Raw genomic sequence first — 26780 nt, forward strand, 5'->3', positions numbered from 1 at the left:
GCTCATGATCCGCTGCGCCGATCAACTCATCGCTGGTCACAAGAAGGGAGTCAGACGAATGATTCCGTGGATGATTCTGTTGGGCGTGCTGTCGGTGCTCTTTCCGAAATCGCCATGGATGGTCATTCCCTTCCTGTTGATGATGCTCGCGGTCGGAGGTTTTCTGATGGCGCGGCGGCGGGATGTCCGCGAAATCGCCTGTTCATCTTGTGGTGGAGCATGTCGGGATGGATACAAGTGCGGCCCGTTGGTTCTCATCTGCGATCAATGTGGTGAAGTTCACCAGACGGACTGCGTGATTGAGAAGGCGGGTCCGCGCCGGAGTTTTTGAATTTCCGCGGCTGGCGTATCATGCATTTCGCCGGATGGCGGCTTGGGGCTTTCCAAGTCGGAACCGGGTTGTTATGTCCCCGCGCCATGAAGAAACAGTTCATTTGGCCACTGATGGCGCTCGCTTTCGGTTTGATGGCGGCGATGCCGGTTCGCGCCGCCCAGCCGGAAAAGGAAGCGGACGAGCAGACCCGCCAGGAAAACGTGTCGAAGATCCGCGAATGGGTGGACGGGCTGAAATTCCAAACCGGCGAGGTGCCGGTGGGCACCGTGGCGAAGGCGAAGGTGCCGGACGGCTACAAGTATCTCAATCCGGAGGACTCCGGCAAGTATCTGCAACTGCTGGGCAATCCGCCCGCGGAAGTGCTCGGCATCCTCTTTCCGAAGGACATGGACCTGATGGGGGACTCGCGTTGGTTCGTCGTGCTGGAATACGAGAAGGAAGGCCACGTGAAGGACGACGATGCGGCGAAGATCGACTACAACGATCTGCTGGACGACATGAAGAAATCCTCCGCGGAGATCAACAAGGAGCGCGTGAAGCAGGGCTACGATGCCGTGGAGATCGTCGGCTGGGCCGCTTCACCGCGCTATGATGCCTCCACCCACAAGTTGTATTGGGCGAAGGATCTCAAGTTCGGAGGCGCCGATGGGGAGCACACGCTGAACTACAACATCCGCATGCTGGGACGCGAAGGCGTGCTCGTCGCGAATGCGGTGGGTGGCATGCAGGACTTGAAGGACATCGAGAAAGCCACGCCGGACATTCTTGCGATGGTCGATTTCACACCCGGCAACCGTTACGAAGATTACAATCCGAAGACCGACCACACCGCCGAGTATGGCATCGCCGGTTTGATCGCCGGAGCCGCCGGCCTCAAGGTCGCGGCGAAGCTCGGCATCTTCGCATTGATTGCCAAGAAGGCCGTGATCCTGTGGAAACCGATCGCGATCGCCCTGGCAGTCATCGCCTCGCGCTTCAAAAAGATCGTCGGCTTCTTCCGAAAGAAGAGCCCGGACGCGGTCTGACGATAGACCACCTCTCCGGCCGGTCTCCCCAGGGGGGCCGGCTTTTTCGCGTCAGGATGGTTTCAAGGAGCTCTCCGGCTTCCTCGCGGGGAAGTGATGCCGCAGGCTTCGAGTTCCAGCGGTGCGGCGGCGTAGCTCTCGGTGAGGCATTCGAAGAGATAGCGTTTGAGAAACGATGAGGTGCCGCCTAGCCGCTCGAACTGGGCGACATGGTGGAGTTCGTGCCGGATCAGATCCATCGACTCATGCGTGGCGAAGATGCCGTGGCCGAGAGTCATGCCGGATGGCGCGAAGACCGGGAAGGACCATCGCATGGCCAGACTTACCATCCAACCTGGGACTGGAGCGGGAATGGGATCGAGATGGAGGATGCGGACTCTATCCGGCCGGATGACGCCGATTTCCGCGGCCAACGCATGCTCCTGGATGCTCAAAGGCCGGCCTTCACGGAGGATGCGCCGCTCCTGATGCTCCGCCCACGGCGTTACCGCGGAGGCGAGGGCATCGGCGAGGATATGTGCGAACAGCGGACTCATGTTGTCGGAGCGCGGACTTCAGTCCGCTTGTTTCTTATCAGAGCGGGCTGAAGTCCTCGCTCCAATTTTGGCTGCAAATGAAAAACGGCCGCTTCCGTGAGGAAGCGGCCGTTGGAAGGGATCGGCTTCGCCTTACTTCACCTGGCGCGCGCTGGCTTTCAGGCGCAGGGCGTTCAGGGCGATGAAACCGGTGGCGTCGTCCTGGTTGTAGGCCGCTTCCTGCCCGCCTTCCATGGTGGCGACGGCTTCGGAGTAGAGGCTGTGCGGGGACTTGCGGCCGGCGTTCATGACGTTGCCCTTGTAGAGCTTCACGCGCACTTCGCCGGACACCGTCTTCTGGGTCTCGGTGACAAGGGCCTGGATGGCCTCGCGCTCCGGGGCGAACCAAAAACCGTTGTACACGAGCTGGGCGTACTTCGGAATGAGTCCGTCGCGGATGAACATCGCCTCGCGGTCCACGGTGAGGGCTTCCAGGTCGCGGTGCGCGGCGAGGAGGATGGTGCCACCGGGGGTTTCATAGACGCCGCGGGACTTCATGCCCACGAAGCGGTTTTCCACGATGTCCACGCGGCCCACGCCATTGCGGCCGCCGAGAAGGTTCAGCACGCGCATCACACCATACGGAGTGAGCAGGGTGTAGCCGTCCTTGGTGCCTTCCACCTTCACATCACCGAGTTCGGTGATGAGTGCGGCAAGGTTGTCGTGCTTGATGCCGACGGCATTGCCCTTGTCGAAGAGGATCTCGACGTATTCCGGCGCATCCGGTGCTTCTTCCGGAGACACGGAAAGAACGTACATCTCGCGGTCGGCTTCGGTGGTCGCGTCGTACCACGGGTCTTCCAGCATGCCGGCTTCGAAGGAGATGTGCAGGAGGTTGCGGTCCATCGAGTAGGGCTTCTTCATGGAAGCCTTGATCGGGATGCCGTGGGACTCGGCGTAGGCGATCATCTCGGCGCGGCCCGGGAACTCCTCGCGGAAGGAAGCGTCGCGCCATGGGGCGATGCATTTCACGTTCGGAGCGAGAGAGGCGGCGGAAAGTTCGAAGCGGACCTGGTCGTTGCCCTTGCCGGTGGCACCGTGGGCGATGGCATCCGCCCCTTCCTTGAGGGCGACTTCCAGCATGCCCTTGGCGATGCAGGGGCGGGCGATGGAGGTGCCGAGCAGGTAGCGGCCTTCATAGATCGCGCCAGCCTGGATCATCGGGAAGATGTAGTCGCGGGCGAAGTCTTCCTTCAGGTCACCGAGATAGTACTTCGACGCACCGGTGGTGAGGGCCTTTTCCTCAAGGCCGTCGAGTTCATCCGCCTGGCCGACGTCGGCACAATAGGCGATGATCTCGGCGTTGTATTTCTCCTTGAGCCACTTGAGCAGGACGGAGGTGTCGAGACCTCCGGAATACGCGACGACGATTTTCATGGCGGCGGGAGAAAATCACGCCGGGGCCGGGGGTGCAAGCGTAGTGGCGGATTTCGACGGAATCGTGCCTTGGGGCTTGGGAACAGGAGGCTGGGAAGTTAGGAACCCGGCATGCCCCACCTGTCGCCCGCCGGATACGCCCTCGCCGTGTTGGCGGCGCTGTGCATCGGGCTTTCCAAGTCCGGGTTCAGCGGAATTTCGCTGGTTTCGGTGGTGCTGTTCGCGGAGCTGTATGAGGCGAAGAACTCGGTGGGCCTCGCCCTGCCACTGCTGATCGCGGCGGACCTGATGGCCTATCCGGCGTTCCGGAAACACGGTTCGTGGAAGCCGGTGTGGGGCCTGCTCTTGCCGACCTTGGCCGGTCTCCTGATCGGCTGCTTAGTGCTGCACTACATGGACGACCGCCAGCTCCGGCGGGCCATCGGCGTTTCCATTCTGGTCATGGTGGCGGTGCAATCGTCCCGCCGCCTGAGCCCGGAAATCTATGACCGCTGGGCGCATTCGCGCGGCTGCGGCACCTTTGCGGGACTGGCGGGTGGATTCTCCACCATGCTGGCGAATGCGGCGGGGCCGGTGATCCAGCTCTACCTGCTGGCGCGGCGGATTCCGAAAATGGAACTCATCGGCACCGGTGCGCGATTTTTCCTTCTGGTGAATCTGATCAAGGTGCCGCTCAATGCCCAGCTCGCGACCATCACCCGCGAGAGCCTGCTGGAGAATGCGAAGCTGGTGCCCGCCGTGGCAGCCGGGGTGTTCGGCGGGCGCTACCTGATCAAACTGGTGCCGCAGCGGGTCTTCGAGTGGATGATCGTCGGCTTCTCGCTGATCGCGGGAATCCGGCTGCTGTTCTGGTGAGAATCAGAAACCGCGGCGCTTGATTTCCTGCAGCAGCTTCCAGTTTTCGAAGGCGAAGCTCGCCATGAAGATCGGGAACAGGATGCTGCGGCCTTGGGTCAAAAGCAAAAGTCCCAGAGCAGCGATCACCGCCACCACCAGACTGATCCACAATGAGATCGTAAATCGCTTCGGTCCGAGCACGGCCACCACAAGCTGTCCGCCATCCAGTGGAATCACTGGCAGCAGGTTGAGGATCGCCCAGGCAAAGCTGACGTTCCTCAGTGATCTTACGAAACTCTCCGCTGCAGGGGTCGGCAACGTTTCGGAACGGAGAAGCATGAGAGCGCCGATGCCGAGCAGGATCTGGATGGCAGGTCCTGCCGCCGTGACCAGGAAGCTCTGGACCCGGGTGAAGCTGCGCGCCGGGAACGAAGCATAGCCTCCGAAGGCCTGGAGCGTGATGGAGGTTGGAGCACCGAACGCCTTGCCCGTGAGCGCGTGGCCGAGCTCATGGACGAGGATGGAGATGGTGCCCGCCAACATGAATAGCAGCAGGTCAAGGAGCAGCTCGGGCGTGCTCGCGGAGAGCGCGCCCCCCAGAAGGGCGAGCGTGATCCAGAACCAAGGCTGGATTTCGACCGGGATACCGAACAGGCGGAAGCGGACCATGGGAAGGGAGGGTGACGATCGGTGGCCGGACGGGTGGATTGGCACCCGTTCAGCGGCACCGGATCAGGATTCAGTCTTCGCGGTTTTCTTCGCCCGCGGCTCGAATTCGAAGCCGATCTTTCCGGTATCGGCTTCGAAGGTGAGCATGGCGTCGAACTTCCGTTTCGTCCGGTTGGAGACGAAGCCGCGCAGCAGGCTGGTCTTGCCCTGGCTGAGAAGCTGCATCACCTCCTCGCGGGTGATCGGACGCTGGAGGATGGTGCGGCCGATGCGGATGCCGTTCGCGTCCTTTTTGGTGACGATCTCGGGCAGGTGCCAAGCCTTCTCGGCTTCATAGACCTTGGTGGTGCGGCCGTCCGGCAGCGTGATCGAGCCGATCACCTGTTCCTCGCTGAGTTCCGCAGGTTCATCGCCATCGGCTTTCTCGAACACGAAGTTGACCTTGAACTTGTCGTCCAGTTCCAGCGCGGCTTCGAAGGGCTTGTTGAACTTGGATTTGAAGCCGTCGGTCTTCGGCAGGAACTTGGTGGTGAAGAGCGTTTTCGCTTCCTCCTCCGTGAGCGTGCGGCCGGCGATGTGCTTCTTCGCCTTGAATCCGCAATCGAGCTCGCGGCACTCGTAGGTGGCGTCCGTCTGCTTCAGTGGACGAGCGTCGCATTTCGGGCAGGCCACGTCGAGATCCGGGAAGGGCTTGTTCTTGATCTCGTCCGCCAGCTGGCGGGCTTTCGCGACGATCTCATTGGTGTAGGCCACGATCTCGTTCATGAACTCCTCGCGCTTGAGGTTTCCGTGCTCCATCTGGCGAAGCTTGAATTCCCAGTCACCGGTGAGGGATGGCGAGGACAGGCCCTTGATACCCATTTCCTGCACGATCTCGATCAGGCGCATGCCGTTCGGCGTGACGTGCAGATCGCGGCCATCACGGGCCATGTATTTCTGCGCGATCAGGCCTTCGATGATGGCGGCACGGGTGGCGGGAGTGCCGAGACCGCGCTCGGACATCGCTTCGCGCAGCGCTTCATCATCGACGAGCTTGCCCGCGCCTTCCATGGCGGAGAGCAGGGTGGACTCGGTGTAGCGTGCGGGCGGCTTGGTTTCGAGCGACTCGACGCGCACTTCCTCGGCCAGCGCGGATTCACCGGGCTTCGCAGCCACGAGTTCGTCCTTGCCGGAGGCGACACCGGGGCGGCGGCCATAGACTTCCAGCCAGCCGGGTTTGATCAGCACGCGGCCTTCGGTGCGGAAGGTATCGGTGACATCCGCGTGTTCGATCTTCGTCGCGCGTTTGGTCACTTCGTACTCCGCGGAGGGATAGAAGACGGCGATGAAGCGCTTCACGATCATGTCGTAGAGCTTCTGCTCGGCATCGGAGAGCTTGGCGAACTTACCGGTCGGGATGATGGCGAAGTGGTCGGATACCTTCTTGCTGTCGAACACACGGCGGCTCTTCACGAGGCGCGGACCGTTCTCGTCCTTTCCTTCCAGCACCGCGCGGGCGTAGTCGGCTTGTGGCAGATCGCTGGCGGCCACGTCGCTCATCGTCTCGCGCACGGCACCGGTGTAATCCTCCGGCAGGTAGCGCGAATCGGTTCGCGGATAGGTGATCATCTTGTGCTTCTCGTAGAGCGCCTGGGCGATCGAGAGCGTCTGCTTCGCGGAGAACGGAGCCTCGCGCTGGAGGGTGGTGAGATCGTAAAGCTGCGGCGCGATCTGGGACTGCGCTTTCTTCTCTTCCTCGATGCGGCCGGTCTTGCCATCGCAGCGGTCGCGGATGGTCTGGGCGAGCGCCGGGTCCCACAGGCGGTCGGCGCGACCGTGGGGATTGGTTTCGTCCTTTTTCCAGCCTTCCTCGGTCCACTTGCCCTCGTAGGTGCCATTGGCGATCCGGAAGGAGGCGATGACCTCCCAGTAGGGAGCGGGCTTGAAGGCCTGGATTTCCGCTTCGCGGGCGGCGAGGATGGCGAGGGTCGGCGTCTGGACGCGACCGGCGGCGGTGATATTGAAGCCACCGTGGCGGGAGCGGAAGCAGGTCAGGGCGCGGGTGGAGTTCAGGCCCACCAGCCAGTCGGATTCGGACCGGCATTTCGCGGCATCCGCCAGCGGCTGCATTTCCTCATCGCTGCGGAGCTTGTCCCAGGCGGCGATGATCGAATCATTCGTCATCGACTGCATCCACAGCCGCTGGACCGGCTTCTTGATGCCGCCGATGTCCATGATGTAGCGGAAAATCAGTTCACCCTCGCGGCCGGCGTCGCAGGCGTTGACGATGTTGTCCACGTCCTTGCGCTTGGCCAGTTTCAGGACCTGCTTCAGCCGGGCCTCGGAATCCGGGATCGGGTCGAGCTCGAAGCGGTCCGGGATCGCCGGCAGCACGTCGAATTTCCACGGCAGCTTTTTGCCGTTCGGGCCCATCGGCATCCGCAACTCGACCAGATGGCCCACGGCGGAGGTGATGACCGCGTTGTCGTTCTCGAAAAAGACGTCCCGTCCGGACCCGTGCTTGTCGAATTTACCGAGCGGCTTGGACAGCGCCCGGCTGAGGTCGGTCATGACACTGGGTTTCTCGGCGATGATGAGAGTTTTGCCCATGGCGAAAATTTGCCGTAAGGTCGGCGGGTTGAGGGACTAGACGTGGATCAACCTGCTTGGCAAGGGGATTTCCTGACGGCGTGGACCCTCCCGTAGGGAGGAAATCAGGCTCCGGCCTTCCGGATACGCACGCGCCAGGGACGAGCTTCCGGGGAATTCAGGGGTCTCCCGGGACGCTCCAAGGTGCCGGAGGCGTGGAATCCGGCTCCTTGAGAATCAACCACTCCGACTTTCGCAGGAGAAACCGGACCGCCCACACGCAGCCAATCATTCCGGCAAGGGCTGGAACAGCCGTCCAGTCGAGGCGGATGCTCCGGACCACGAAGGCGGTAAAAAGGGGAAGCGCCAAGGTTCCCGCCCAGATGGCAAACACCCGGCAAAACCACCACGGCAGAAACTGCTCCTGCCGGACCGGAAGACGACCGCGCAGCAGCATGAGGCCGAATTCCAGCAACAGTGTGCAGAATAGATACGATCCCAGCAGTGCCAGTAGTGCGACGATCATCGGCAGCCACAACACCGTGGCCCAAGCTCCCGCCATGCCGGTCAACAGCACCAGCAGCAGGCAAATCACCGCACAAACCGCCCCCAGCATCGAGCACGCCGTGCCCATCAGGCGGATGATGACCGGTTTCGATTCTGACGGATCTTCGGACACGGTGCGACTTCAGGACCGCAGACTGTAGCGGAAACCCGGCAGGCAGCGCACCAACCGTTTCATTTCCAGCTTCATGAGGGTCGCCGTGACCACCGGGGCGGGCAGGCCGGAAGCGTCGATGATCCGATCCACCGGCTGGTCATCATGGCCGACCATCGCGAATACCTTGGCCTCCTCCTCGGACAGCGGTGGCAGATCGGCGGCGGGCGCTGCGGCGGGCTTTCCGGCCGGGGTAAACTGGAGTCCGCCGAGGTCATCGAGAATCTGGCCGCCATCGAAAATCAACGTGGCTCCGTCCCGGATCAGCTCATGGCAGCCCATGGACATGGGGGAGTCGATGGATCCCGGCACCGCGTAGATGGTTTTCCCGTATTCCGAGGCAAGATTCGCGGTGATCAGAGAGCCGGAGCGGGACGGGCACTCGGTGACCAGCACCGCCTTCGACCACGCGGCCACGATGCGGTTCCGCATCGGGAAAGTCTGGCGGTCGGGCGGGGTTTGGAGCGGGAATTCGGATACAACCGCGCCATTGCCATCGGCGATTTTTTCAGCGAGGCCGAGATTTTCCGGAGGATAGAGCTTGGCCAAGCCGGAGCCGATCACCGCGATGGTTCGCCCTTGGGCCGCCAGCGCGCCCTCGTGAGCGGTGGTGTCGATGCCGCGGGCGAGACCGGAGACGATGGTGAATCCGGCCCCGGCGAGTTGGAAGGAGAGCTTCTTGGTGACGTTCCGGCCGTAGGGCGTGGCGCGGCGGGAGCCGACGATGCCGATGGCATGGCGGTCGCGGTCTTCGACTTTTCCCCACACATAGAGAAGCAGCGGCGGGTCGTAGGCCTCCAGCAATGGGGATGGGTAGTCCGGATCTTGCTGGGTGACGATCGAGATGCCGCGCTGCTTTGACTCCGCGATCTCCGCCACCGGATCGGCATGGTCCTGCCAGCGGTGCAGGATGGAGCCGGTTTCCTCGCCGATGCCGTCCACGCGGACCAACTTGTCCTTGGGCGCGCCGAGAATGGCCGCAGGTGTGCCGAAATACTCCAGCAGCCTCCGCACCCGCACCGGGCCGATCTTCGGCAGCAGGTTCAGGGCGACAAGGGCTTCGAGATCGGTCATCGGCCGGATGTTAGACCGTGGCCGCGGCCGCTTGTGGAGTCGAAAGAATCGCCTCGTCCCAATCCTTCCACACCGGATCGAGCCCCTGTGCGCGCAGCATCGCGGCGACCTGGGCCGGAGTGCGGTCATCTGAGATCTGGAATTGCTCGGTGGCCTTTTCGCAGCCGCTCTTGCGCTCCAGTTCCACGCGGCGGCCCTTGACGGTCAGGTGGACATCGTCATGGCCCGCTCCGGTATAGCCACCCGGCTCGGTGCGGGCACCGGCGGACATGTGGGTGGTGCCCAGTCCGGCGATGGCATCGCGGAAAGTCGGGGACTCGCGGGTGGAAACCACGATTCCGACTTGCGGGAAAAGCTGCCGGAAGGCCGTCATGACCTGCACGAGCTGGCGGTCCCGCAGCAGCAGGTTGTCATCGGTCTGGTATTCGTAGTTGCCCGCGTAAGGGCGCATCCGTGGGAAGGCGATGGTGAAATTCGCCTTCCAGCAGTGCTTGTAGAGGTGCTCCAGATGCGCGGCGAGGGCCAGTGCTTCGAATTTCCAATCCGCCAGCCCGAACAACGCGCCAATGCCGATCCGGCGGAAGCCACCCGCATAAGCCCGTTCCGGGCAATCCAGGCGCCAGTCGAAGTTCTTCTTCGGTCCCGCAGTGTGGAGCTTCTGGTAGGTCTCGCGGTGGTAGGTTTCCTGATACACCACCAGCCCCTCGGCTCCGTGCTGCACCACCTCGGCATACTGGTCGTCCTCCATCGGCCCGATTTCGAGGGCGAGGGTGGGAATGAAGGGCTTCAGGGCGTCCAGACAGGCTTGGAGATAACCCTCGGACACGAACTTCGGATGTTCGCCCGCGACCAGCAGGACGTTGCGGAAACCGAGGCCGTGGAGGTGTTTCGCCTCCCGCACGACCTGTTCGATCGTAAGAGTGGTGCGCAGGATCGGATTGTCCCGGGAAAAGCCGCAGTAGGAGCAGTTGTTCACGCACTCGTTCGAGACGTAAAGCGGGGCGAACAGGCGCATGGTGCGGCCGAAGTGGCGGCGGGTCAGCACCTGGCTGCGGCGCGCCATCTGCTCGAGCACGGCATCGGAAACCGGTTCGATCAGGTCCGCGAACCGGCGCATCAGCGGCGTCGGTCGTTCGAGGAGTTCGGGAAAACGTTCGGAAAAGCCCATGGCCGGGGGAACCATGCGCCCCCGGGGGCGGCCCGTCAAAGGCGGATGCGCGGGCCGAGTGAGCTTGCCAATTTCCCGCCGCGCGGGTTTTCTGCCCGCGATCCCATGAACGACTCCGAAAAGATCGTCTGCAAACCGACCCCGTGGTTCCTGCTGAGGGCCTTGGTCATGCTCGCCATGTTCGGAGTCTTCGCGGTGCTTTTCTATCGCGATGGAAACATCGGCTACCGCCGCCAGAACGCGACGTACTATCTGCGCGAGGCCTTCATCAAGGCGGACCAGGAGTTCAAGGCGAAGGGGGAAAGCCTCACCCCGGCGGACTGGCGGAAGTATGCGGAGCAGCAGCCGGTCGAATTCATTTGGAAGGGCAAGGGGCAGGATGGATCGGTTCTGCCGCCGGAAGTGCAGCCGGGCATGAAGTGGCCGGAGCCCCTGCGCGATGCGGAAGCGATGAAGGCCAATCCCCAGTGGCAGCGCCGCTGGGAGGAATTCTCCGCGAAGTGGCCGGCATGGAAAATGGACTCCATCCCGCCGCACGAGCCCTTTGAGGCGGGCAAGATCCGCGAGCAGTGGATCGTCTTCGGGATCTGTGCCGCTCTCGCGGCGCTCGCCGCCTATTTCCTGCTCCGCACGATCGGCCGCAGCATTGTGGTGGATGGGGAGGCGCTCTACGTGCCCGGCGGGAAACGCATCCCCTTCGCCGATCTGAAGCGCCTCGATCTCCGGAAGTGGGAAACCAAGGGTCTTGCCTTCGCTGACTACTCCGGCAGCGCGGGTTCCGGCCGGGTCCGCATCGACGGACTTACCTATGGCGGCTTCAAGAAGGAGCAGGGCGAACCCGCCGAACAGCTCATGAAACATCTCCGTGCCCGCTTCTCCGGGGAAGTCATCGAGTATGCCCCGGTCTCTTCCGGCGAAGTTGACTCCCCCGCCGGAACCGATTGAAATCCCCCGGAGACCCATAGGTTTTTCGGGGTTGCCAAGCCCGGCCCCCCCCGATAAGCAGCCCCAACGTCAACTACCAACCAAGCAGCACATGTCTGACAAAAGCATTGAAGACCGCGTGAAGGACATCATCGTCGACCAGCTCGGTGTGAGCGCCGACCAGGTGACCTCTGAAGCCAAGTTCATCGAGGATCTCGGTGCCGATTCGCTCGACACCGTCGAGCTCGTGATGGCCTTCGAAGAAGAATTCGAAATCGAAGTCCCGGACGAAGAAGCTGAAAAGCTCCAGTCCGTTGGCGATGTCGTGACCTACATCAACTCCCAGCAGGGTTGATCGGTCCCGTCTGACCACTTTTCCCAAAAAGGGGCGGACTCCGGATGGTGTCCGTCCCTTTTTATTGCAATCCGCGCGGGACGATTGAAGTTGCGCCGCCCATGCACTCTCCGGACGACATCCAGTATGCGCTCGAGACGACCCGCGTTCTGCGCGAGCCGGACCGCCGCATCGATACGTTCGGGGACACCCGGTTCGAGTTCCAGCTGCTCAGCGAACTGATGGACCGCAGCGGCGAGGTGCGCATCCGCACCGGGCATCTGGAGGCCATGCGCCCGCGCATCATGCGTCCCAGCGCCTACAGCGAGATCGAGCTGGAGGGCTTCAACAACGATGCCCGCAAGCGACTGGATGCGATGGTGGAAAAGCTCCGTGCCGAGGGCAAGGACCTCGCTTTCCTGCAATACGGCTTCCAGTTCCGCCGCACCCAGGTCACCGAGGAGATCGTCCACGACCGCATCGAGGCCGTCCGCGATCGCGTGATGGAGGACATCCGCCGTACCGGAAATCCCGCCCGCGCGATCATCGAGGGCGTGGATGATGCCTGGGAGGTTTCGCTTTTCAAATTCGCCTTCGAGATGATTCTCCGCTCGCAGGACATCAACGCGTTTGACTTCAAGCGCCGGGGATTGCTCTGATCGCCACGCGACCTTGCCATGCGGATCTGGACGTTTTTCAAGCTGCTTGCCGCCCTCGCCGTGCTCGGCGTGCTCGGCCTCACCGGGGGCTTGATCTATCATATCACGGTCAAGCCGCTCCCGTTGTTCAGCAAGTACGTCCCGAACCCCTCCGATGTGGTCGCGAAGGGTTCCGAGAACGACGTTGCCAAGATGCTCGAGTCCAGCGAGATGCCGGATGTCGAGCCGGGCGAGGTAGCCTATCAGAAGGCCGTCGAGTTGATCGCCATGGGGAATGTCCCCGAGGCCCGCGAGAAACTGGAGACGGTGGTGAACGTCTATCCGTCCTCCGCCTCCGCGCCGGACGCCCGCCGCATCGTCGGCGAGATCAATCTGGATGAAATCCTGTCCCCGGATTTCAAGGACGGGAAGGTCACCTACGATGTAACGAGGGGGGACTCCTACCTGAAGATTTCCGAGAAGACCCGCTGCTCGCTGGATTGCATCATGATGCTCAACGGCCTCACCGATTTCGGCGGCCTGCATCCCGGGGACGACCTGATCGTGCTGCCGCTGGATTTCCGCATTCTCATCGAGCCTCAGAAAAAGAGCCTGTCGCTGTGGCAACTTGTCCAGAAGGGCGGCCAGCCGCCGCTGGCGAAGTTCGTGAAGGACTATCCGATCATCTACGTCCAGATCCCCTCCAACATGGCGGCTCAGAAGACCGTCATCGACTCGAAGGCGGGCTATTTGGACGGAAAGAAGCTGGTGCCCGGCAACAAGGGCTACCGCCAGTCCGAAAAAATCCTCCATCTGGCCAAGATCAACATCCAGATCCGCCCGTTGGCCGGTGGATCCGACCGGGATACCGTCCTTCCCCGCGGCCTCTATCTGAAGCCCTCCGACATGGAGGAACTGAACCTCCTCACCCGTACGGGGAATGAGGTGGAAATCCGCCCCGCCACCCGCTAGCCTTCCCCACGCCCATGCAGCTCCTGGAATTCGAAAAGCCCGTCGCCGAACTCGAACGCGAACTCGAGAAACTTCGCACCAAGGCGGCTTCACAGAATATCGACATGTCGGCGGAAATTGAGACGATGGAGGGCAAGCTCGCCGACACGCGCCGGTCGATCTACGAAAACCTCACGCCGTGGCAGCGCGTCCAGATCGCACGCCACACGAACCGCCCTTTCATGCTCGATTACGTCTCGCTGGCCTTCACCGATTTTTCCGAGCTGCACGGAGACCGCCACATCGGCGATGATCTCTCGATGCCCGGTGGGTTCGCCCGCATCGGCGGCAAGCGGGTGGTGGTCCTCGGCCATCAGAAGGGTCGCGACACCAAGGAAAACCTCAAGCGCAACTTCGGCAGCGCCCATCCGGAAGGCTACCGCAAGTCCCTCCGCCTGATGAAGCTGGCGGAGAAGTTCGGCCTGCCGGTCATCGCTCTCATTGACACTCCGGGAGCTTTCCCGGGCATCGGTGCGGAAGAGCGGAACATCGCCGAGGCGATCGCCTACAATCTCCGCGAGATGATGCTCCTCAAGGTGCCGGTCATCGCCGTCGTCCTCGGTGAAGGTGGTTCCGGCGGTGCCCTTGGCATTGGCGTGGCGGACCGAGTCCTGATGATGGAGAACGCTTATTATTCGGTCATCAGCCCGGAAGGTTGTGCGGCGATCCTCTGGAAGCACCGCAAGCACGCTCCGGAAGCCGCCGAGGCCATGAAGCTCTCCGCGCCGGATCTCAAGAAGCTCGACTTGATCGATGACGTGATCCACGAGCCCACCGGTGGCGCGCATCACGACCACCAGGCCACCGCCGCCAATTTCCAGGCGGTCGTGCTGAAGCATCTGGAGGAACTCTCCAAGCTGCCCGTGGATGTCCTCCTCGACCGCCGTTACGCGAAGTTCCGCGCGTTCGGGGATTGGCAGGGGAAGTGAGCCCAAGCCAACTATCGTCGGGCCTCGACGTCATCTCTTGGCCACGGAGTGGCTTGAGGAAAAACCGGACTAACAGGCCTTTTAGTCAGCCGACGTCGAGTCGTTGGTTGGCTCTTCTTCTTCACTACCATCATCGGCCGCCACCGGTAGCTCATCCAGCAGTCCTTTGTAGGACTTCTCATCGAATCCCCGGCGCTTGCGATAGGCCGCGTCCATTTCCTGTCCGAGGCACAGCGCGATCTGCTCCTTCGCCTCTGCCTCCGGTACGTTGAGCTTCAGCAACCGCTCAAGGGTCTTTGCCACGTATTTCGTTTGTGGCGAAGTGAGCTGCTGTTCTACGGCGGCGAGGAGTTCCGGTAGGAGATCGTCGTTCATGAGCTGAGTTTGCACGGCATTCGCCGCTTGGGAATGAAACTCGATCACGCGACGGCACCGAGACCCGGTCCGGTGAGTTGCTTGGTCGCCAGCTTGCCGTCCCGCGTGTCGAACAACCCGGGAAACTTCGCGGTCCATGCGGCATTCGCGGATGGCACGTATTCGCGGGCGTTGCTCTCGATGGTGGAGAGACCGGGAATGTGCGACGCGATTCCGGCGGAGTGGATGAGCGAAGCTCCCGGACAAGTGAGATCCTGCACGCAGAGGAACATGTCATATTTCTTCCCGGCGGCGGCCATCAGCATGGCGTGGGATTGGCCCTTGCAAGCCTTCAGGCAGGCACCGGTATAGCCCATTTCGCGGGATAGCATCAGGTTCTCCAGATCGGTCAGGGATTCATCGATCACCACTGGGCGCAACTTGGCTGCTTCGTGCATGACATTGCCGCGATCCGCACGCAGGTCTCGTTTGGTGGGCTGCTCCAGATACAGGATGCTCTCGAATCCCTGCGGGGCCTGCTCCTTCACTTTGCGGAGATACTCCAACAGGTAGTCCACGTTCGGGCAGTGCTCGTTGAAGTCGCAGCAGTATTTCCATTCCACATCCGGACGGGTTTCTCTCGCCACCCGGTCGATTGCTACGGTGCGGGCGATGTCCCATTCGAGATTCTCACCCTGGAGCTTGATCTTGATGCGCTGGAGGCCATCCCGCTTGATCCATTCGCCGAGTGTTTCCGGCAGGCCGTCGTTGACCCGCTCCTTGAGTTCGTCCGGCGTGACGGGATCGAGGCCGCCCACCGAGTGGAACAGCCACACCCAGTCACGCGGGGTGGGAGAAACGTAACTGGCGAGCGATTCGCCTTTGAAATCCGCATTCAGATAGCGCGGGAGATCGTAGCCCATCAGCTCTCTGGAATAGGTCTGATAGCAGTTCAGCCCGAGAATCTTGCCGAAGGCATCGTGCAGCGCCGCGTCAAACGGGCTCGCGGTCACCTGCGTGCAGAGCTTCGGGACCGGTGTGGCCAGCGCCAGATCGCGGGACACATCCGCAGCGGCTTTCAGATACTCGGGTTCGAGCGTGTGATTGATCTCGATCGGATGGGTGGTGCCTTTGAATTCTCCGGTGATCTTCGCGATCCGCTTGGCCAGCTCCCGCATCGCGTTGAGCGTGGTTTCGTAGGACATCGCTGTGGACGGGAATGACCAGACGTTGCCCATCGGCATCGAGCCGAAACCCTTCGCCGTTTTTCCCGCGGCATTCGATACCTCCACGGTCACATTGAGCAGGGTCACACGGTCCACCGCCGTGCCGCCGAACTTGTAGGGCGTGCGGTATTTGAAGTCCTCGAACGCCATCTCCACTTTCTCGATCCGTATGCCATTGGACGGCGTGCCGGGGATGATGGCGGGAGCCGCCATGACCCGTCCGGCGAAAGACAGCAAGGGTGCCGATTTCAGGAAGCGTCGGCGGGACCACGATGAGCACATGATGGGAAAATTACGCCGGAAAACCGGGTGTATATCCAGATAAACCCACGAAATCCAACATTCGTGACGGGCCCCTTTGTCGCTGCGAATCTTGCGGTCGGAGCTTTCCCGCGCTGGACGCCCGCCCTCCGGGACGTTAAACGCCCGGCATCATGGCGAAGAAACCGGTGGTGCTCATCATTCGTGACGGCTGGGGTGTGAACCCCGGAGGAAAGGAAACCGCGAAACGCGACGGCAATGCGACGTTGCTTGCGAACACCCCCTTCCACGATATGGCGCTGGAAAAGTATCCGAAGGGCCTCGTCAGCGCGTCCGGTCTCGATGTGGGCCTGCCGGCCGGCCAGATGGGTAATTCCGAAGTGGGCCATCTCAATCTTGGCGCGGGCCGCATCGTCTATCAGGATCTCACCCGCATCAACAAGGCCATTGAGGAAGGCACCCTCGCGACCAACCCGGTGTTCGTGGAAGCTCTCGAAAAAGCGAAGGGCAGCCGACTGCATCTCATCGGTCTCGTTTCGGATGGCGGTGTTCACAGCCATCTCGACCATCTCATTGCGATCACCAAGCTGGCCGGAGCCGCAGGCGTGAAGGACATCGCCATCCACGCGATCACCGACGGCCGCGACACTTCGCCGACCGGTGGCGAAGCCTACCTTTCCAAGTTGGAAGACGAAGTCAGCCCGGTGGGCGCGCGCATCGTCACCGTGACCGGCCGCTACTTCGCGATGGATCGCGACAAGCGCTGGGAACGCACCAAGCTCGCCTGGGATGCCATCGTCCACGGCCATGGTGAGGAGCGTCATGTGCTCGCCAGCGAGGCGGTGGCCGATTGGTACCGCCAGGACAAGACGGATGAATTCCTTCCTGCGATGGTTTTCACCAAGCCGAACGAGGAACTGGTCCGCGATGGCGATGTGGTCCTGTTCTTCAACTTCCGCGCCGACCGTTCCCGCCAGCTTTCCGAGGCGTTCCTGCGTCCGGATTTTTCCGGCTTCGACCGCGGGCATGTGCCGAAGGTCCACTACGTGACCCTCACCGAGTATGACGAGACCTACGGCGTGCCGGTGATCTTCGGCTCCCAGTCGATGGCGATGGTGCTCGGCGAGACCGTGGCGAAGGAAGGCAAGACCCAGCTCCGCATCGCGGAAACCGAGAAGTATCCGCACGTGACCTATTTCTTCAATGGCGGCGTGGAGCAGCCCTTTGAAGGCGAAGACCGTTCGATCGTGCCCTCGCCGAAGGATGTGCCGACCTACGACTTCAAGCCGCAGATGAGCGCGCCGGAAGTCACGCGCATCGTGTTGGAGAAGCTGCCGGACTACGATCTTGTGATCCTGAACTTCGCGAACCCGGACATGGTCGGTCACACCGGTGTGGTGGAGGCGGCTATCAAGGCCTGCGAGGTGATCGATGCCAGCGTGCAGGCGATCGTGGAAAAGACGCTGTCGCTCGGCGGCAAGCTGATCCTCACCGCGGACCACGGCAACTGCGAGTACATGCGCAATTCGGATGGCTCCCCGCACACGGCTCACACCACCAATCTCGTTCATGCGATCTACGTGGCGGAAGATGCGGACGAGTATCACGTGAAGGACGGCATCCTTGCCGACATGGCACCGACGCTCCTTGAGATGCTCGGCCTCGTGAAGCCGAAGGAGATGACCGGCAGCAGCCTGTTGCAGAAGAAGTAGCGGCTCATTGCTGCAACCGGACCGCGGGCTGAAGTCCGCGATCCGGTTGTGTTGAGCAGTTTCAATAGTCCGCCACCGGACTACCGCTCTTCACGGAGCTTTCCGGCACGGTGGCGGATAGTTTTGCGATCTCGTCGCAGGTCTCCTGCCATTTCTTTTCGGTGAAGGTCATCGGTGCGACGAGCTTCTTGCGGAACTTGGTCACGCGTTTCAGCGCTTCGTCGACCGTGTGGATCGGCAGCGTTTTCAATGCCTCCACTGCAGTGTCCGCGGTCTGGATCTGATGGCAGATCATCGCGAGGTCGTTGCCCGCTTCGATCGCGCGACGGACATCCTCGCCTCGACCGTAGCGCTTGGTGATCGCACCCATGTCGAGGTCGTCGGTGAGGACCACGTGTTTGTCGAATCCGAGCTGATCGCGGAGGAACGAGGTGATGATGCGTTTCGACATCGAGGCCGGATGATCCGGATCGATGTTGGGGAATTCCACGTGCGCAAGCATGATGGAGTCCAGCTCCGGCATCAGCGCGGTGTAGGGGATCACGTCCTCGCGCAGAAGCTCGGCCAGCGTTGCGTCCGATGAGGGCAGATCGTGGTGCGGATCGGAAAGCGCACGCCCGCAGGCCGGGAAGTGCTTGCCGCAGGACTTCACGGAGCGTTTGCGGAGCCAGCGGTTCCACATGCCCGCGTGGTCGATCACACGCTGCGGGTCACGGCCCCAGCAGCGGCCGCGCAGGGAATTCTGGACTTCCGGGTGATGATCGAGATCGAGCACCGGAGCGAAGTTCAGGTTGAAGCCGAGCAAGCGCAGTAGATCGGCGGTCAATGCGCCCGCATTGGCGATGGTCATCGGATTGCCTTGGGCGGCGAGATCGGTGGCGGAAGGCAGGGCGGGCGCGATGTCCTTCGTGCGCGTCACCCGGCCACCTTCCTGATCGATGGCCAGGATCGGATCGTCGTAGGAGAGCGAACGCAGGTCGTCGGTGAGCTTCCGTGTTTGCTGCGGGGAGACGATGTTCCGCGTGAAAAGGATGTAGCCCGCAGGCTGGAGGCGGCGGAACAACGCGGCTTCGTCCGGAGTCAGTTCAGGACCGGAAACACCGAGGAGCAGAAGCGAGCCGTGCATGAGGCGACGATAGCGGCATCCGGGGCATTGGAAAGTCAAGGAGTGTAGCTGAAAGCTCCGCTTTCAGAATGTAGGGGGAAGCTCCAGCTTTCCCTCTTCGGGGGAGTAGAATCGTTTGGCCCAACCGCCCGCCTGCCGGAGACAATTCGAAAGCGGAGTTTTCGACCACCCTTACGTGAAGAACCACCGCGTGAGATGGAAAAACACCGGCGCGGCGAAGCACAGCGAATCGATGCGGTCCATCATGCCGCCGTGACCGGGAATGGAGGCGCCGTAGTCCTTTACGCCGCGGTCGCGCTTGATCGCGGACATCACCAGCCCCCCGCAGAACCCCATGACCACGATGGCGGCGGACATGCCCGCGGCTTGCAGGAAAGTGAATGGCGTGCTCCACCACAGGCCCGCGCCAAGCAAGGTGGCGCTGAGTCCGCCGCCGACAAAGCCCTCGATGGTCTTGTTCGGGCTCACTTTCGGCACGATCGGATGTTTTCCGAACAACTTGCCGAAGACGTACTGCATCACGTCCGAGATCTGGGTCACGAAGACGAGGAAGAACAGCAGCTTGGCATTCTGTGCCGGATTTTCCGCCGAGTAGCCGGGGATCTGGAGGAACCACAGCAGGGCGGGGGCGTAGCTGGTGAAATAGACGCAGACCATCAGCCCCCACTGGATCTTCGAGGTGCGTTCCAGAAAGCGTTCGGTTTCACCCGCGATCGCCGCGCGGATGGGAATGAACAGGAATGCATACACCGGGATCAGAACGACAAAAAGGCCGTACCAACGGCTTGCCAGCGTCCAGTATTGCAGGGGCAGGATCAGGAAGAACGCCCAGGTCAGAGCACGGTGGTCGCCTTGGCGGGTGGGCGTGAGCGTGATGAACTCGCGCAGCGCGAGGAACGAGGTGAAGGCGAACATGAACACCGGCGCGAGACGGCCGATGGCCAGGGCGGTGCCGAAGACCGCGCACATGATCCACCACGCGCGGATGCGGGCGTTGAGATTCCGCACCACCTTGCGGCGGCTGAGTGTGGTGATGCGGGCGTGCAGGATGCCGCCGATGATCGAGGCGATGGTGAGGATGCCGATCATCCCGCCGAAGAGCCACAGCGTCTGGTGGTCGAGGTTCATAGCGGCTTGAGGGCGAGGACGGCGTTGCGGGCGCGGAGCATGAAGTCGTTCTTGGTTTCGTCCGGCAGGAGCTGGAGCGGTTTGCCGAAGTTCACGGAGCAGAGGATCGGCACGGGGAGGAACTCGCCCTTCGGCAGCACGCGGTTGAGGTTCTCGATGAACACCGGGACCAGTTCGACCTCCGGGCGTTCCTTGGCGAGATGGTAGAGGCCGGGCTTGAACTCGCTCATCTCGCCGCTGGGATTGCGGGTGCCTTCCGGGAAGATGATCAGGGATGAGCCCTGCCCGAGCGCGGTGAGCATCGGTTCCAGCGGATTATTCTCGCGGCTGACTTTCTTGCGCTCGATCAGCACGGCGCGGAACACCCGGTCCGCGAGCCAGCGGCGGATGGGATCACCCTTCCAATAGTCCTGCGCCGCGATGGGGCGGGTCTTGCGGCGGATTTCGTCCGGGAAGGAGGCCCACAGCAGCACGAAGTCGAGATTGCTGGTATGGTTGGCGAAGTAGATGCGCTGCTTTTCTTCGTCCGGATCACAGCCACGCCATTGGGCGCGGGCACCGGTGAAGAGACGGGCGAAGGAGGCGATGGCGGACGCGATCATCGGGATTTCTGATACATGCGGCCGATGCGCAGCACGGCGGTGATGGCGGTGAGCGCGGCAATCAGCCACAGCGCCCATTCAAGCACCGGCCACGCCTGTTTGCAAAGGAGCACCACCGCTTGGGCGATGAGGCCGACTGTCAGCAGGAACATCCGGTGCGGCTTCGCGCACGGACCACCGAAGTCCTGGCCTTGTCCGAGAGATGCGCCGAACGCCCGCACGTAGGCGGTGAAGACCGCGAGCAACGCGCACAGCCAGCCAACGGTGGTGTTGCCACAGGCGTAACCGGCGCCGACCAGGAACATCGAGTCCTCGATGCGATCCGGGATCTCGTTGAAGAGGTCGCCGCCCTTCGATTTCAAGCCGCCTTCCACCGCGACCAGCCCGTCCATCATGTTGCACATCAGGCGCGCCTGCACGCACAGCGCGGCGAGAACCAGAGCGGCCCATGCCGGGAGCCCGCCGTGGTGATACCACCAGAGGACGCCGAACGCCGCGGCGGCGAAGACAATGCCCACGGCGGAAATCGTATTCGGCTTCACCCTCGCCCGCACCAGAAGGCGGGCAAAAGCCTGCACCCATCCCAGAGATCGGGACTTCAACGGCCGACGGTCTTCAGCAGGTTCCATGGACAAGGCAAACTAACAGCCTTTGCCGGACATGGAAATAAAATGGAAGGTGGGAATCTTCAGCTGCGATTAATGGAACAACAGTTCCCGCAATTTCCGTGTGGCGGCAATCCGATCGATTTCCCCGGCAGCTACTTTCATGGTGAGGTCTTCCCACTCCTGGCTATCTGCGGAGGTGGCATGGCCATTGATACGGAGGAATACGATGCATGCACCGAGGGCGACACGCTTGTTCCCATCGATGAAGGGATGATTGCTGCAAAGATAGTAGAGGTAGGCCCCGGCGACCTCTACCGTGTCTCCGTAAACGGACTTGCCTCCGAATCCCGCTTGCGGAGCCGCCGCCGCAGATTCCAAGAGAGCAATATCCCGGATGCCAGATGCTCCTCCGAATTGGGTGATGGCTTCGTGGTGAATCTCCAGAATGACCTCAACCGGGAGATGGAAGCATTGGTCCGCGTTGGAATTCATGCCAATCGCTTCATCGTGCGGGCATAGTCCTTCATCGTCTGCTTGATGACAGCGGAGACGTCCTCCGGCGATGGAGCATTGCGGATCGGGGTCAGTGTGATGGTGCCCCCCGCATGGACTTCCAAATTCATCGAATCGCCCACCTTGAGATGGGCGAGTTCCATGATGGCATTGTCGAAAATAACGCCTTGGGAATTTCCGATCTTGGAGACGGCCTTCAGCATGCGGTAAAACTACGTTTTACCGCGCCAAATGTCAAGGGGCGGGCTTCAAGCCTCCGCCAGCGCTTTGTCCAAGGCTCCCTTCACGAAGCCGGAGAACAGCGGATGCGGCTTGTTCGGTTTCGATTGGAATTCCGGGTGGAACTGGCAGGCGACGTAGAACGGGTGGTTAGGCAGCTCGACGATTTCGACGAGGCCTTCCTTCGCGGAGACGGAGGAAATCACCAGTCCGGCATCCTGAAGCTGCTGCTGGTAGTCGGAATTGACCTCGTAGCGGTGACGGTGGCGTTCGTGGATGCGGTCCGCGCTGTTGTAGAGGTCGCTGGCCTTGGTGCCGGCGAAGATGATCGATTCGCAGGAGCCGAGACGCATGGTCGCCCCCATGTCTTCCACGCCCTTCTGCTCCTCCTGGAGGCAGATCACGGCGTGCGGGGAGTTCTTGTCGAACTCGGTGGAGTTCGCGCCTTCGAGACCGCAGACGTTGCGCGCATACTCGATGGTCGCGATCTGCATGCCGAGGCAGATGCCGAAATACGGAATGTTGTTCTCGCGGGCGTACTTCGCGGCGAGGACCTTGCCCTCGATGCCGCGGTCGCCGAAGCCGCCGGGAACCAGGATGCCATCGACTTCACCGATCACCTCGGCGGCGCCGCGTTCCTCGATCGCTTCCGCTTCCACACGGACGATCTGCACCTTGGTGTCGTGCGCGGCACCGGCGTGGATGAGCGATTCGTAGATCGATTTGTAGGCGTCCTGCAGTTCGATGTATTTGCCGGCGACCGCGATGGTGACCTTGTTCTTCGGGTGGATGACGCGCTGGACAAAACGCTCCCAGTCCTCGAGGGCCGGTGGCGGCGTGTGGCCGAGGCCGATCTTGTCCACGACGAGGCGGTCGATCTTGTCGCGGCGCAGGTCGAGCGGGCACTCGTAGATCGAGTGATCCACATCGCGGAAGGCGACGACGTTCTTCTTCTCGACGTTGCAGAACATTGCGATCTTGCGGCGGTTGTCCTCGTCGAGATCCGCTTCTGTGCGGCAGATGATGATGTCCGGCTGGATGCCCAGCTCGCGGAGCTTCGCGGCGGACTGCTGGGTGGGCTTGGTCTTCACCTCGCCCGCGGCCTTGATGTAGGGCAGCAGCGTCACGTGGATGAAGCACACGTTCTCGCGACCGACTTCGAGGGAGAACTGGCGGATGGCCTCGATGAACAGCAGGCCCTCCATGTCGCCGACAGTGCCGCCGATTTCCGTGATCAGCACGTCCACGTCCGGGTTGTTTTCGGAAACGGTGTGGATGCGTCCCTTGATCTCATCGGTGACGTGCGGAATGAACTGCACCGTCTTGCCGAGGTATTCGCCGCGGCGCTCCTTCTTGATCACGGAGTCGAACACCTGGCCGGAGGTCAGGTTGTTCATGCGGGAAAGCACGCCGCTGGTGAAGCGCTCGTAGTGGCCCAGGTCCAAGTCGGTTTCGGCGCCGTCGTCCAGCACGTAAACCTCACCATGCTGGTAGGGGGACATGGTGCCCGGATCGACGTTGAGATACGGATCGAACTTCTGCATCAGCACCTTGAGGCCGCGGTGTTCGAGCAGGGCGCCGATGGAGGCGGCTGCGAGGCCTTTTCCGAGGGAGGAAACGACGCCGCCGGTGACGAAGATGTATTTCATGGCAGAAGTGGGACGGGGATCAACGTGAAGTGAGAAGGAGGGATTCGACGAGCGGGGCCTGTTCGGGGGTGTCCAGGCCGATCGAGTCGTCGGTGGTGATGAGCACCTTGATGCGCGCACCGTTTTCGAGGGCGCGGAGTTGCTCCAGGGACTCGGTTTGTTCAAGCACCGATGGAGGCCAGGTGACGAAGCGTTCGAGGAAATCGCGCTTGTATCCGTAAAGTCCCTTATGCCGGTAGAGGACGAGGTTCGCCGGGGTGGTGCGGCGGTAGGGGATCGGACTGCGGGAGAAATAGAGCGCGTGGCCGCTGGCATCGAGCACCACCTTCACCACGTTGGGGTCGGCGATGGCTTCCTCGTCATCAATCACATTGGCGGCTGTGGCCATCGGCAGATCGGGATCGGCGGCCATGGCGGCGGCGAGATCATCGACCAAGGCCGGATCGATCAAGGGTTCGTCGCCTTGGATGTTGATGACGTGAGTGGCGTGCGGCAGCGACTTCACGGCCTCGGCGAGACGGTCGGTGCCGGTGGGGTGATCAGGCGAGGTCATGATGACCTTGCCGCCGAAGGAGAGCACGGCATCGCGGATGCGATCGTCATCCGTGGCGACGTGGAGCTCATCGAGCTTCGTGCAGCCGAGGCAGCGTTCCCACACGTGCTGGATCAGCGGCTTTCCGGCGAGGATGTGAAGGGGCTTTCCGGGGAAGCGGGAGGACCCCCAGCGGGCTGGGAGGATGCCGACAAGATGGAGGCCGGAAGAGGAACGATTCACGCGGGACGCGGGAAATTACCCGGGGGGGCAGGGGCCGGACAAGAGTGGTTTGCAAAAAACGCTCCAGCCCGCCTAGGGCGGGGGATTCAGAGGCTTGGAGTTTTCTCCGCGAAGCCTTCGACGTCGAAAGTCTCAGAGTCGAAGGTCGGAGCCAGTCCGGCTGGTGCCGGAGGACTTTAGACTTTCAGACCTTCAGACCAGCGACTCTTTCCTCACCAAGTGTCCTGAATGTGGGCCAGCGCCTTCTGATAGCTGGCGTTCGCAAGGAAATGGCGGAGCTGGGGGTCGATTTCGGTCCGGTGGAGCTTGGTCCACTCGGCGATTGCCTCGGAGGCCTCGCGCAGCGCGTCGAGATGGGCCGCGGCATCGCGGTCGCGCCAGGCGTGATCGTTGATGACGGCCAGCCGGTGGAGCAGCAGCGTCTGGAGCTCGGATTGCATGGCGGGACGATGGCTGAAACACGCCATGCCCGCAACTGCGGCATCGACGCTCGCCGGATCGGCCGCTAGACCCCTGTTGGAAATGGGAAGCTACTGGATCGACGGACTCGTGCTGCTGGCGTATTTCGCGCTCATCTTCGGCATCGGCCTCTCGCAGCGGAGCAAGAGCGGCAGCATGGAGGGATTCGCCCTCGGTGACCGCCAGATCGCCTGGTGGGCGGTGCTGGCCTCGATCCTCGCGGCGGAAATCAGCGCGGGCACGTTCTTTGGCGCGCCGGGCGAGGGCTACGCGCTGCGGAACTTCACCTACGTCCAGCTCATCGTCGGGTATCTGTTGGCGCGCATCGTGGTCAGCGCGGTGTTCATTCCGGCCTACTACAAGCACAATGTCGTCAGCATCTATGAGTTCCTCGGCCAGCGTTTCGGTCCGGTCACGCACCGTGTTTCCTCCGGGGTGTTCCTGATCACCCGCCTGCTCGCCAGCGGGACGCGTCTGTGGGTGCCCACGATGATCCTTGTGCTGGTGTGGCACCTGCATCATCCGGACCAGAGCATCACGCCTGCCACGGAATTCTGGCTTACCGCAGTCGCGCTGGTGCTCGTCACGCTTGCCACCGCGATCTACACTACGGTCGGCGGCATCCGCGCGGTGATCTGGACGGATGTGATCCAGATCCTCGTGCTCGTCTGCGCGCTCGGATTTTCCCTCAACTATCTGCTCGGTCACATCCCCGGCGGATGGGATGGAGCCAAGGCGGTGCTCACGGGGCCGAAGGATCTGAAGGTTTGGGATACCGGACTGAAATCCGGAGTCGGATTCTGGGAGAACGTCAAGGGCGTGCTGGAACAGGAATACACCATTTGGGCGGCCTTTCTCGGCTCCACCTTCGTGACCCTGGCCACGCACGGCACCGACCAGGACATGGTGCAGCGCATGCTCACCGCGAAGAACAAGCGCCAGAGCGCGGTGGCCACCATGTTGTCCGGCCTCGCCGACGTGCCGATCACGCTGGTCGTGCTCGGCATCGGCATCCTGCTCTATGTGTTCTATCAGCAGCATCCTGATCCGCTGCTGCCATCTACGAATGGCGTCGTATCTGCGAACAAGGTGTTCCCGCATTTCGTGCTCACGGTGATGCCCGCGGGTCTGCGCGGCCTCATCATCGCGGGTGTGCTTGCGACCACCATGGGCTCGCTGAGCACGGCGTTGAACTCGCTTGCGACGAGCTACGTGAAGGACTTCCACTTCCGTTGGTTCGGTGAGCCGGCGGAGGAAAAGGGCAAGGTCCGCGCGCTGCGTTTCGGCACGGTATTGTTCGCGGTGCTGCTCATTTCCGTGGCGCTCGCCACCGCGTGGGTGACCGCACACAAGCCGGGGCTGCGCATCCTGCCGATCATCCTCGGCATCTTCGGCTACACTTATGGCTCGCTGCTCGGCGTCTTCATGGTGGGTCTGTTCACACGCACGCGTGGCAACGACCGGGGCAATGTGATTGCGATGATTACGGGATTCATCGTGGTCGCGTATTTGTCCGGTTTGGACAGCGATGTGGCGAAGCTCTGCGGTGGTCATGGCATTCCGCGCCCGGAGTGGATGCCGGTCATCGAATTCCCTTGGCGCATCATGTTTGGGACGATCGTCACATTCGCCGTGGCGGTGTCTTTCCGCACTCCTCGCGGGGCTTCCAAAATTTGAAACGGATTCGTCACCATCCATTGCGTTTGTTTCCAATGGAATGCGTAAAATCCGAAGTTGGATTGCTCTCCGATAGTTTGGCGATGTGAAATAATAAGGGGGTCAAGTTCTAAAAAAATTTGGCCGTGGAACGCTTGTGGAAAGCGAGGAAGGACTTCCATCTGTTAGATGGGTGTAAAATTTTTATCCAACAGGACGCGTGATCGCGTCATGGTTTCCAAGCGCGGCGGTTGCCCGGCACGGGCCAGGAACCGGGCCGCGCGAAAAGTGAGACACCCGACACGAACGAC

At 62.0% G+C, this 26780-nt stretch carries 28 protein-coding genes; 10 read left to right on the plus strand and 18 right to left on the minus strand.

What is annotated here, in order from left to right; translation table 11 throughout:
* Nucleotides 1-4 precede the first annotated feature (4 nt).
* Together KBB96_RS20755 and KBB96_RS20760 are read left to right on the plus strand one after the other, a co-directional pair.
* Complete coding sequence (locus tag KBB96_RS20755) at nt 5-331, plus strand: hypothetical protein (RefSeq protein WP_211631411.1); 327 nt, start codon at nt 5-7, stop codon at nt 329-331.
* Nucleotides 332-417: 86 nt separating this feature from the next.
* The gene (locus KBB96_RS20760; RefSeq protein ID WP_211631412.1) at nt 418-1359 is read left to right on the plus strand and encodes a DUF2167 domain-containing protein; all 942 of its coding nucleotides are present in this window, start codon (nt 418-420) and stop codon (nt 1357-1359) included.
* A 62-nt stretch (nt 1360-1421) separates the two neighbouring features.
* Here KBB96_RS20760 and KBB96_RS20765 read toward each other — a convergent pair whose 3' ends face one another.
* Nucleotides 1422-1895: a hypothetical protein gene (locus tag KBB96_RS20765; RefSeq protein ID WP_211631413.1), complete on the minus strand. Its 474-nt coding sequence runs from the start codon at nt 1893-1895 to the stop codon at nt 1422-1424.
* A 132-nt stretch (nt 1896-2027) separates the two neighbouring features.
* Complete coding sequence (locus tag KBB96_RS20770; RefSeq protein ID WP_211631414.1) at nt 2028-3311, minus strand: argininosuccinate synthase; 1284 nt, start codon at nt 3309-3311, stop codon at nt 2028-2030.
* A gap of 111 nt (nt 3312-3422) precedes the next feature.
* On the opposite strand from KBB96_RS20770, the gene KBB96_RS20775 reads away from it, so the two are divergent.
* Nucleotides 3423-4166, plus strand: coding sequence for a sulfite exporter TauE/SafE family protein (locus KBB96_RS20775; protein ID WP_211631415.1), 744 nt, complete (start codon nt 3423-3425; stop codon nt 4164-4166).
* Between the two features lie 3 nt (nt 4167-4169).
* Here KBB96_RS20775 and KBB96_RS20780 read toward each other — a convergent pair whose 3' ends face one another.
* The 5 genes from KBB96_RS20780 to thiH form a co-directional block, all read right to left on the minus strand.
* Nucleotides 4170-4817 (minus strand): site-2 protease family protein, encoded by a 648-nt coding sequence (locus tag KBB96_RS20780; RefSeq protein WP_211631416.1) that lies wholly within the window; start codon nt 4815-4817, stop codon nt 4170-4172.
* 63 nt (nt 4818-4880) lie between these two features.
* On the minus strand, nt 4881-7406 hold the full coding sequence (gene topB, locus KBB96_RS20785; RefSeq protein ID WP_211631417.1) for a DNA topoisomerase III: 2526 nt from the start codon (nt 7404-7406) through the stop codon (nt 4881-4883).
* A gap of 157 nt (nt 7407-7563) precedes the next feature.
* A complete protein-coding gene (locus KBB96_RS20790; protein WP_211631418.1) occupies nt 7564-8064 on the minus strand; it encodes a hypothetical protein in 501 nt (166 codons plus the stop codon).
* A gap of 9 nt (nt 8065-8073) precedes the next feature.
* Nucleotides 8074-9177 (minus strand): DNA-processing protein DprA, encoded by a 1104-nt coding sequence (dprA, locus tag KBB96_RS20795; RefSeq protein ID WP_211631419.1) that lies wholly within the window; start codon nt 9175-9177, stop codon nt 8074-8076.
* Nucleotides 9178-9187: 10 nt separating this feature from the next.
* Nucleotides 9188-10345 (minus strand): 2-iminoacetate synthase ThiH, encoded by a 1158-nt coding sequence (gene thiH / locus KBB96_RS20800; RefSeq protein ID WP_211631420.1) that lies wholly within the window; start codon nt 10343-10345, stop codon nt 9188-9190.
* A 105-nt stretch (nt 10346-10450) separates the two neighbouring features.
* On the opposite strand from thiH, the gene KBB96_RS20805 reads away from it, so the two are divergent.
* From KBB96_RS20805 to KBB96_RS20825, 5 genes are all read left to right on the plus strand, one after another.
* Entirely contained in the window at nt 10451-11290 is an 840-nt protein-coding gene (locus tag KBB96_RS20805) for a hypothetical protein (protein ID WP_211631421.1), read from the plus strand.
* 91 nt (nt 11291-11381) lie between these two features.
* The gene (locus KBB96_RS20810; protein ID WP_211631422.1) at nt 11382-11624 is read left to right on the plus strand and encodes an acyl carrier protein; all 243 of its coding nucleotides are present in this window, start codon (nt 11382-11384) and stop codon (nt 11622-11624) included.
* 101 nt (nt 11625-11725) lie between these two features.
* Nucleotides 11726-12262: a hypothetical protein gene (locus tag KBB96_RS20815; protein WP_211631423.1), complete on the plus strand. Its 537-nt coding sequence runs from the start codon at nt 11726-11728 to the stop codon at nt 12260-12262.
* An 18-nt stretch (nt 12263-12280) separates the two neighbouring features.
* Nucleotides 12281-13213: a LysM peptidoglycan-binding domain-containing protein gene (locus tag KBB96_RS20820; RefSeq protein WP_211631424.1), complete on the plus strand. Its 933-nt coding sequence runs from the start codon at nt 12281-12283 to the stop codon at nt 13211-13213.
* 14 nt (nt 13214-13227) lie between these two features.
* The gene (locus KBB96_RS20825) at nt 13228-14181 is read left to right on the plus strand and encodes an acetyl-CoA carboxylase carboxyltransferase subunit alpha (protein WP_211631425.1); all 954 of its coding nucleotides are present in this window, start codon (nt 13228-13230) and stop codon (nt 14179-14181) included.
* An 81-nt stretch (nt 14182-14262) separates the two neighbouring features.
* Here the strand turns inward: KBB96_RS20825 and KBB96_RS20830 are convergent, their stop codons facing one another.
* Entirely contained in the window at nt 14263-14556 is a 294-nt protein-coding gene (locus KBB96_RS20830; RefSeq protein ID WP_211631426.1) for a hypothetical protein, read from the minus strand.
* Between the two features lie 44 nt (nt 14557-14600).
* Nucleotides 14601-15974 (minus strand): mandelate racemase/muconate lactonizing enzyme family protein, encoded by a 1374-nt coding sequence (locus tag KBB96_RS20835; protein WP_211631427.1) that lies wholly within the window; start codon nt 15972-15974, stop codon nt 14601-14603.
* A gap of 221 nt (nt 15975-16195) precedes the next feature.
* Between KBB96_RS20835 and gpmI the strand changes: the two genes are divergently transcribed.
* Nucleotides 16196-17734: a 2,3-bisphosphoglycerate-independent phosphoglycerate mutase gene (gene gpmI / locus KBB96_RS20840; RefSeq protein ID WP_211631428.1), complete on the plus strand. Its 1539-nt coding sequence runs from the start codon at nt 16196-16198 to the stop codon at nt 17732-17734.
* A gap of 61 nt (nt 17735-17795) precedes the next feature.
* Here the strand turns inward: gpmI and nagZ are convergent, their stop codons facing one another.
* The 9 genes from nagZ to KBB96_RS20885 form a co-directional block, all read right to left on the minus strand.
* Nucleotides 17796-18860 (minus strand): beta-N-acetylhexosaminidase, encoded by a 1065-nt coding sequence (nagZ, locus tag KBB96_RS20845; protein ID WP_211631429.1) that lies wholly within the window; start codon nt 18858-18860, stop codon nt 17796-17798.
* Nucleotides 18861-19031: 171 nt separating this feature from the next.
* The gene (locus KBB96_RS20850; RefSeq protein ID WP_211631430.1) at nt 19032-19988 is read right to left on the minus strand and encodes a phosphatidate cytidylyltransferase; all 957 of its coding nucleotides are present in this window, start codon (nt 19986-19988) and stop codon (nt 19032-19034) included.
* Complete coding sequence (locus KBB96_RS20855; protein WP_211631431.1) at nt 19985-20590, minus strand: lysophospholipid acyltransferase family protein; 606 nt, start codon at nt 20588-20590, stop codon at nt 19985-19987. Before KBB96_RS20855 ends, KBB96_RS20850 begins: the two co-directional genes overlap by 4 nt.
* Nucleotides 20587-21219: a CDP-alcohol phosphatidyltransferase family protein gene (locus KBB96_RS20860; protein ID WP_211631432.1), complete on the minus strand. Its 633-nt coding sequence runs from the start codon at nt 21217-21219 to the stop codon at nt 20587-20589. Before KBB96_RS20860 ends, KBB96_RS20855 begins: the two co-directional genes overlap by 4 nt.
* A 69-nt stretch (nt 21220-21288) precedes the next feature.
* Nucleotides 21289-21690 carry a type II toxin-antitoxin system death-on-curing family toxin gene (locus KBB96_RS20865; protein WP_211631433.1) on the minus strand — a complete coding sequence of 134 codons (402 nt, stop codon included), beginning with the start codon at nt 21688-21690 and terminating at the stop codon, nt 21289-21291.
* Nucleotides 21687-21914, minus strand: coding sequence for an AbrB/MazE/SpoVT family DNA-binding domain-containing protein (locus KBB96_RS20870; protein ID WP_211631434.1), 228 nt, complete (start codon nt 21912-21914; stop codon nt 21687-21689). The genes KBB96_RS20865 and KBB96_RS20870 overlap by 4 nt, the downstream gene beginning before the upstream one ends.
* 45 nt (nt 21915-21959) lie before the next feature.
* Nucleotides 21960-23579: a CTP synthase gene (pyrG, locus tag KBB96_RS20875; protein ID WP_211631435.1), complete on the minus strand. Its 1620-nt coding sequence runs from the start codon at nt 23577-23579 to the stop codon at nt 21960-21962.
* Nucleotides 23580-23598: 19 nt separating this feature from the next.
* Nucleotides 23599-24354, minus strand: a complete 756-nt coding sequence (gene kdsB / locus KBB96_RS20880; RefSeq protein ID WP_211631436.1) for a 3-deoxy-manno-octulosonate cytidylyltransferase — start codon at nt 24352-24354, stop codon at nt 23599-23601.
* Between the two features lie 212 nt (nt 24355-24566).
* Nucleotides 24567-24794 (minus strand): hypothetical protein, encoded by a 228-nt coding sequence (locus KBB96_RS20885; RefSeq protein WP_211631437.1) that lies wholly within the window; start codon nt 24792-24794, stop codon nt 24567-24569.
* Nucleotides 24795-24819: 25 nt separating this feature from the next.
* Between KBB96_RS20885 and KBB96_RS20890 the strand changes: the two genes are divergently transcribed.
* Nucleotides 24820-26490, plus strand: a complete 1671-nt coding sequence (locus tag KBB96_RS20890; RefSeq protein WP_211631438.1) for a sodium:solute symporter — start codon at nt 24820-24822, stop codon at nt 26488-26490.
* Nucleotides 26491-26780: the final 290 nt, after the last annotated feature.

Source organism: Luteolibacter ambystomatis, assembly GCF_018137965.1.
GTDB classification, from domain to species: Bacteria; Verrucomicrobiota; Verrucomicrobiia; order Verrucomicrobiales; family Akkermansiaceae; genus Luteolibacter; species Luteolibacter ambystomatis.

Coding starts and splice junctions, on each gene's coding strand:
- KBB96_RS20755 (WP_211631411.1), top strand. CDS start 5: ATGATCCGCTGCGCCGATCAACTCATCGCTGGTCACAAGAAGGGAGTC.
- KBB96_RS20760 (WP_211631412.1), top strand. CDS start 418: ATGAAGAAACAGTTCATTTGGCCACTGATGGCGCTCGCTTTCGGTTTG.
- KBB96_RS20765 (WP_211631413.1), bottom strand. CDS start 1,895: ATGAGTCCGCTGTTCGCACATATCCTCGCCGATGCCCTCGCCTCCGCG.
- KBB96_RS20770 (WP_211631414.1), bottom strand. CDS start 3,311: ATGAAAATCGTCGTCGCGTATTCCGGAGGTCTCGACACCTCCGTCCTG.
- KBB96_RS20775 (WP_211631415.1), top strand. CDS start 3,423: ATGCCCCACCTGTCGCCCGCCGGATACGCCCTCGCCGTGTTGGCGGCG.
- KBB96_RS20780 (WP_211631416.1), bottom strand. CDS start 4,817: ATGGTCCGCTTCCGCCTGTTCGGTATCCCGGTCGAAATCCAGCCTTGG.
- topB (WP_211631417.1), bottom strand. CDS start 7,406: ATGGGCAAAACTCTCATCATCGCCGAGAAACCCAGTGTCATGACCGAC.
- dprA (WP_211631419.1), bottom strand. CDS start 9,177: ATGACCGATCTCGAAGCCCTTGTCGCCCTGAACCTGCTGCCGAAGATC.
- thiH (WP_211631420.1), bottom strand. CDS start 10,345: ATGGGCTTTTCCGAACGTTTTCCCGAACTCCTCGAACGACCGACGCCG.
- KBB96_RS20805 (WP_211631421.1), top strand. CDS start 10,451: ATGAACGACTCCGAAAAGATCGTCTGCAAACCGACCCCGTGGTTCCTG.
- KBB96_RS20810 (WP_211631422.1), top strand. CDS start 11,382: ATGTCTGACAAAAGCATTGAAGACCGCGTGAAGGACATCATCGTCGAC.
- KBB96_RS20815 (WP_211631423.1), top strand. CDS start 11,726: ATGCACTCTCCGGACGACATCCAGTATGCGCTCGAGACGACCCGCGTT.
- KBB96_RS20820 (WP_211631424.1), top strand. CDS start 12,281: ATGCGGATCTGGACGTTTTTCAAGCTGCTTGCCGCCCTCGCCGTGCTC.
- KBB96_RS20825 (WP_211631425.1), top strand. CDS start 13,228: ATGCAGCTCCTGGAATTCGAAAAGCCCGTCGCCGAACTCGAACGCGAA.
- KBB96_RS20830 (WP_211631426.1), bottom strand. CDS start 14,556: ATGAACGACGATCTCCTACCGGAACTCCTCGCCGCCGTAGAACAGCAG.
- KBB96_RS20835 (WP_211631427.1), bottom strand. CDS start 15,974: ATGGCGGCTCCCGCCATCATCCCCGGCACGCCGTCCAATGGCATACGG.
- gpmI (WP_211631428.1), top strand. CDS start 16,196: ATGGCGAAGAAACCGGTGGTGCTCATCATTCGTGACGGCTGGGGTGTG.
- nagZ (WP_211631429.1), bottom strand. CDS start 18,860: ATGCACGGCTCGCTTCTGCTCCTCGGTGTTTCCGGTCCTGAACTGACT.
- KBB96_RS20850 (WP_211631430.1), bottom strand. CDS start 19,988: ATGAACCTCGACCACCAGACGCTGTGGCTCTTCGGCGGGATGATCGGC.
- KBB96_RS20855 (WP_211631431.1), bottom strand. CDS start 20,590: ATGATCGCGTCCGCCATCGCCTCCTTCGCCCGTCTCTTCACCGGTGCC.
- KBB96_RS20860 (WP_211631432.1), bottom strand. CDS start 21,219: ATGGAACCTGCTGAAGACCGTCGGCCGTTGAAGTCCCGATCTCTGGGA.
- KBB96_RS20865 (WP_211631433.1), bottom strand. CDS start 21,690: ATGAATTCCAACGCGGACCAATGCTTCCATCTCCCGGTTGAGGTCATT.
- KBB96_RS20870 (WP_211631434.1), bottom strand. CDS start 21,914: ATGCTGAAGGCCGTCTCCAAGATCGGAAATTCCCAAGGCGTTATTTTC.
- pyrG (WP_211631435.1), bottom strand. CDS start 23,579: ATGAAATACATCTTCGTCACCGGCGGCGTCGTTTCCTCCCTCGGAAAA.
- KBB96_RS20885 (WP_211631437.1), bottom strand. CDS start 24,794: ATGCAATCCGAGCTCCAGACGCTGCTGCTCCACCGGCTGGCCGTCATC.
- KBB96_RS20890 (WP_211631438.1), top strand. CDS start 24,820: ATGCCCGCAACTGCGGCATCGACGCTCGCCGGATCGGCCGCTAGACCC.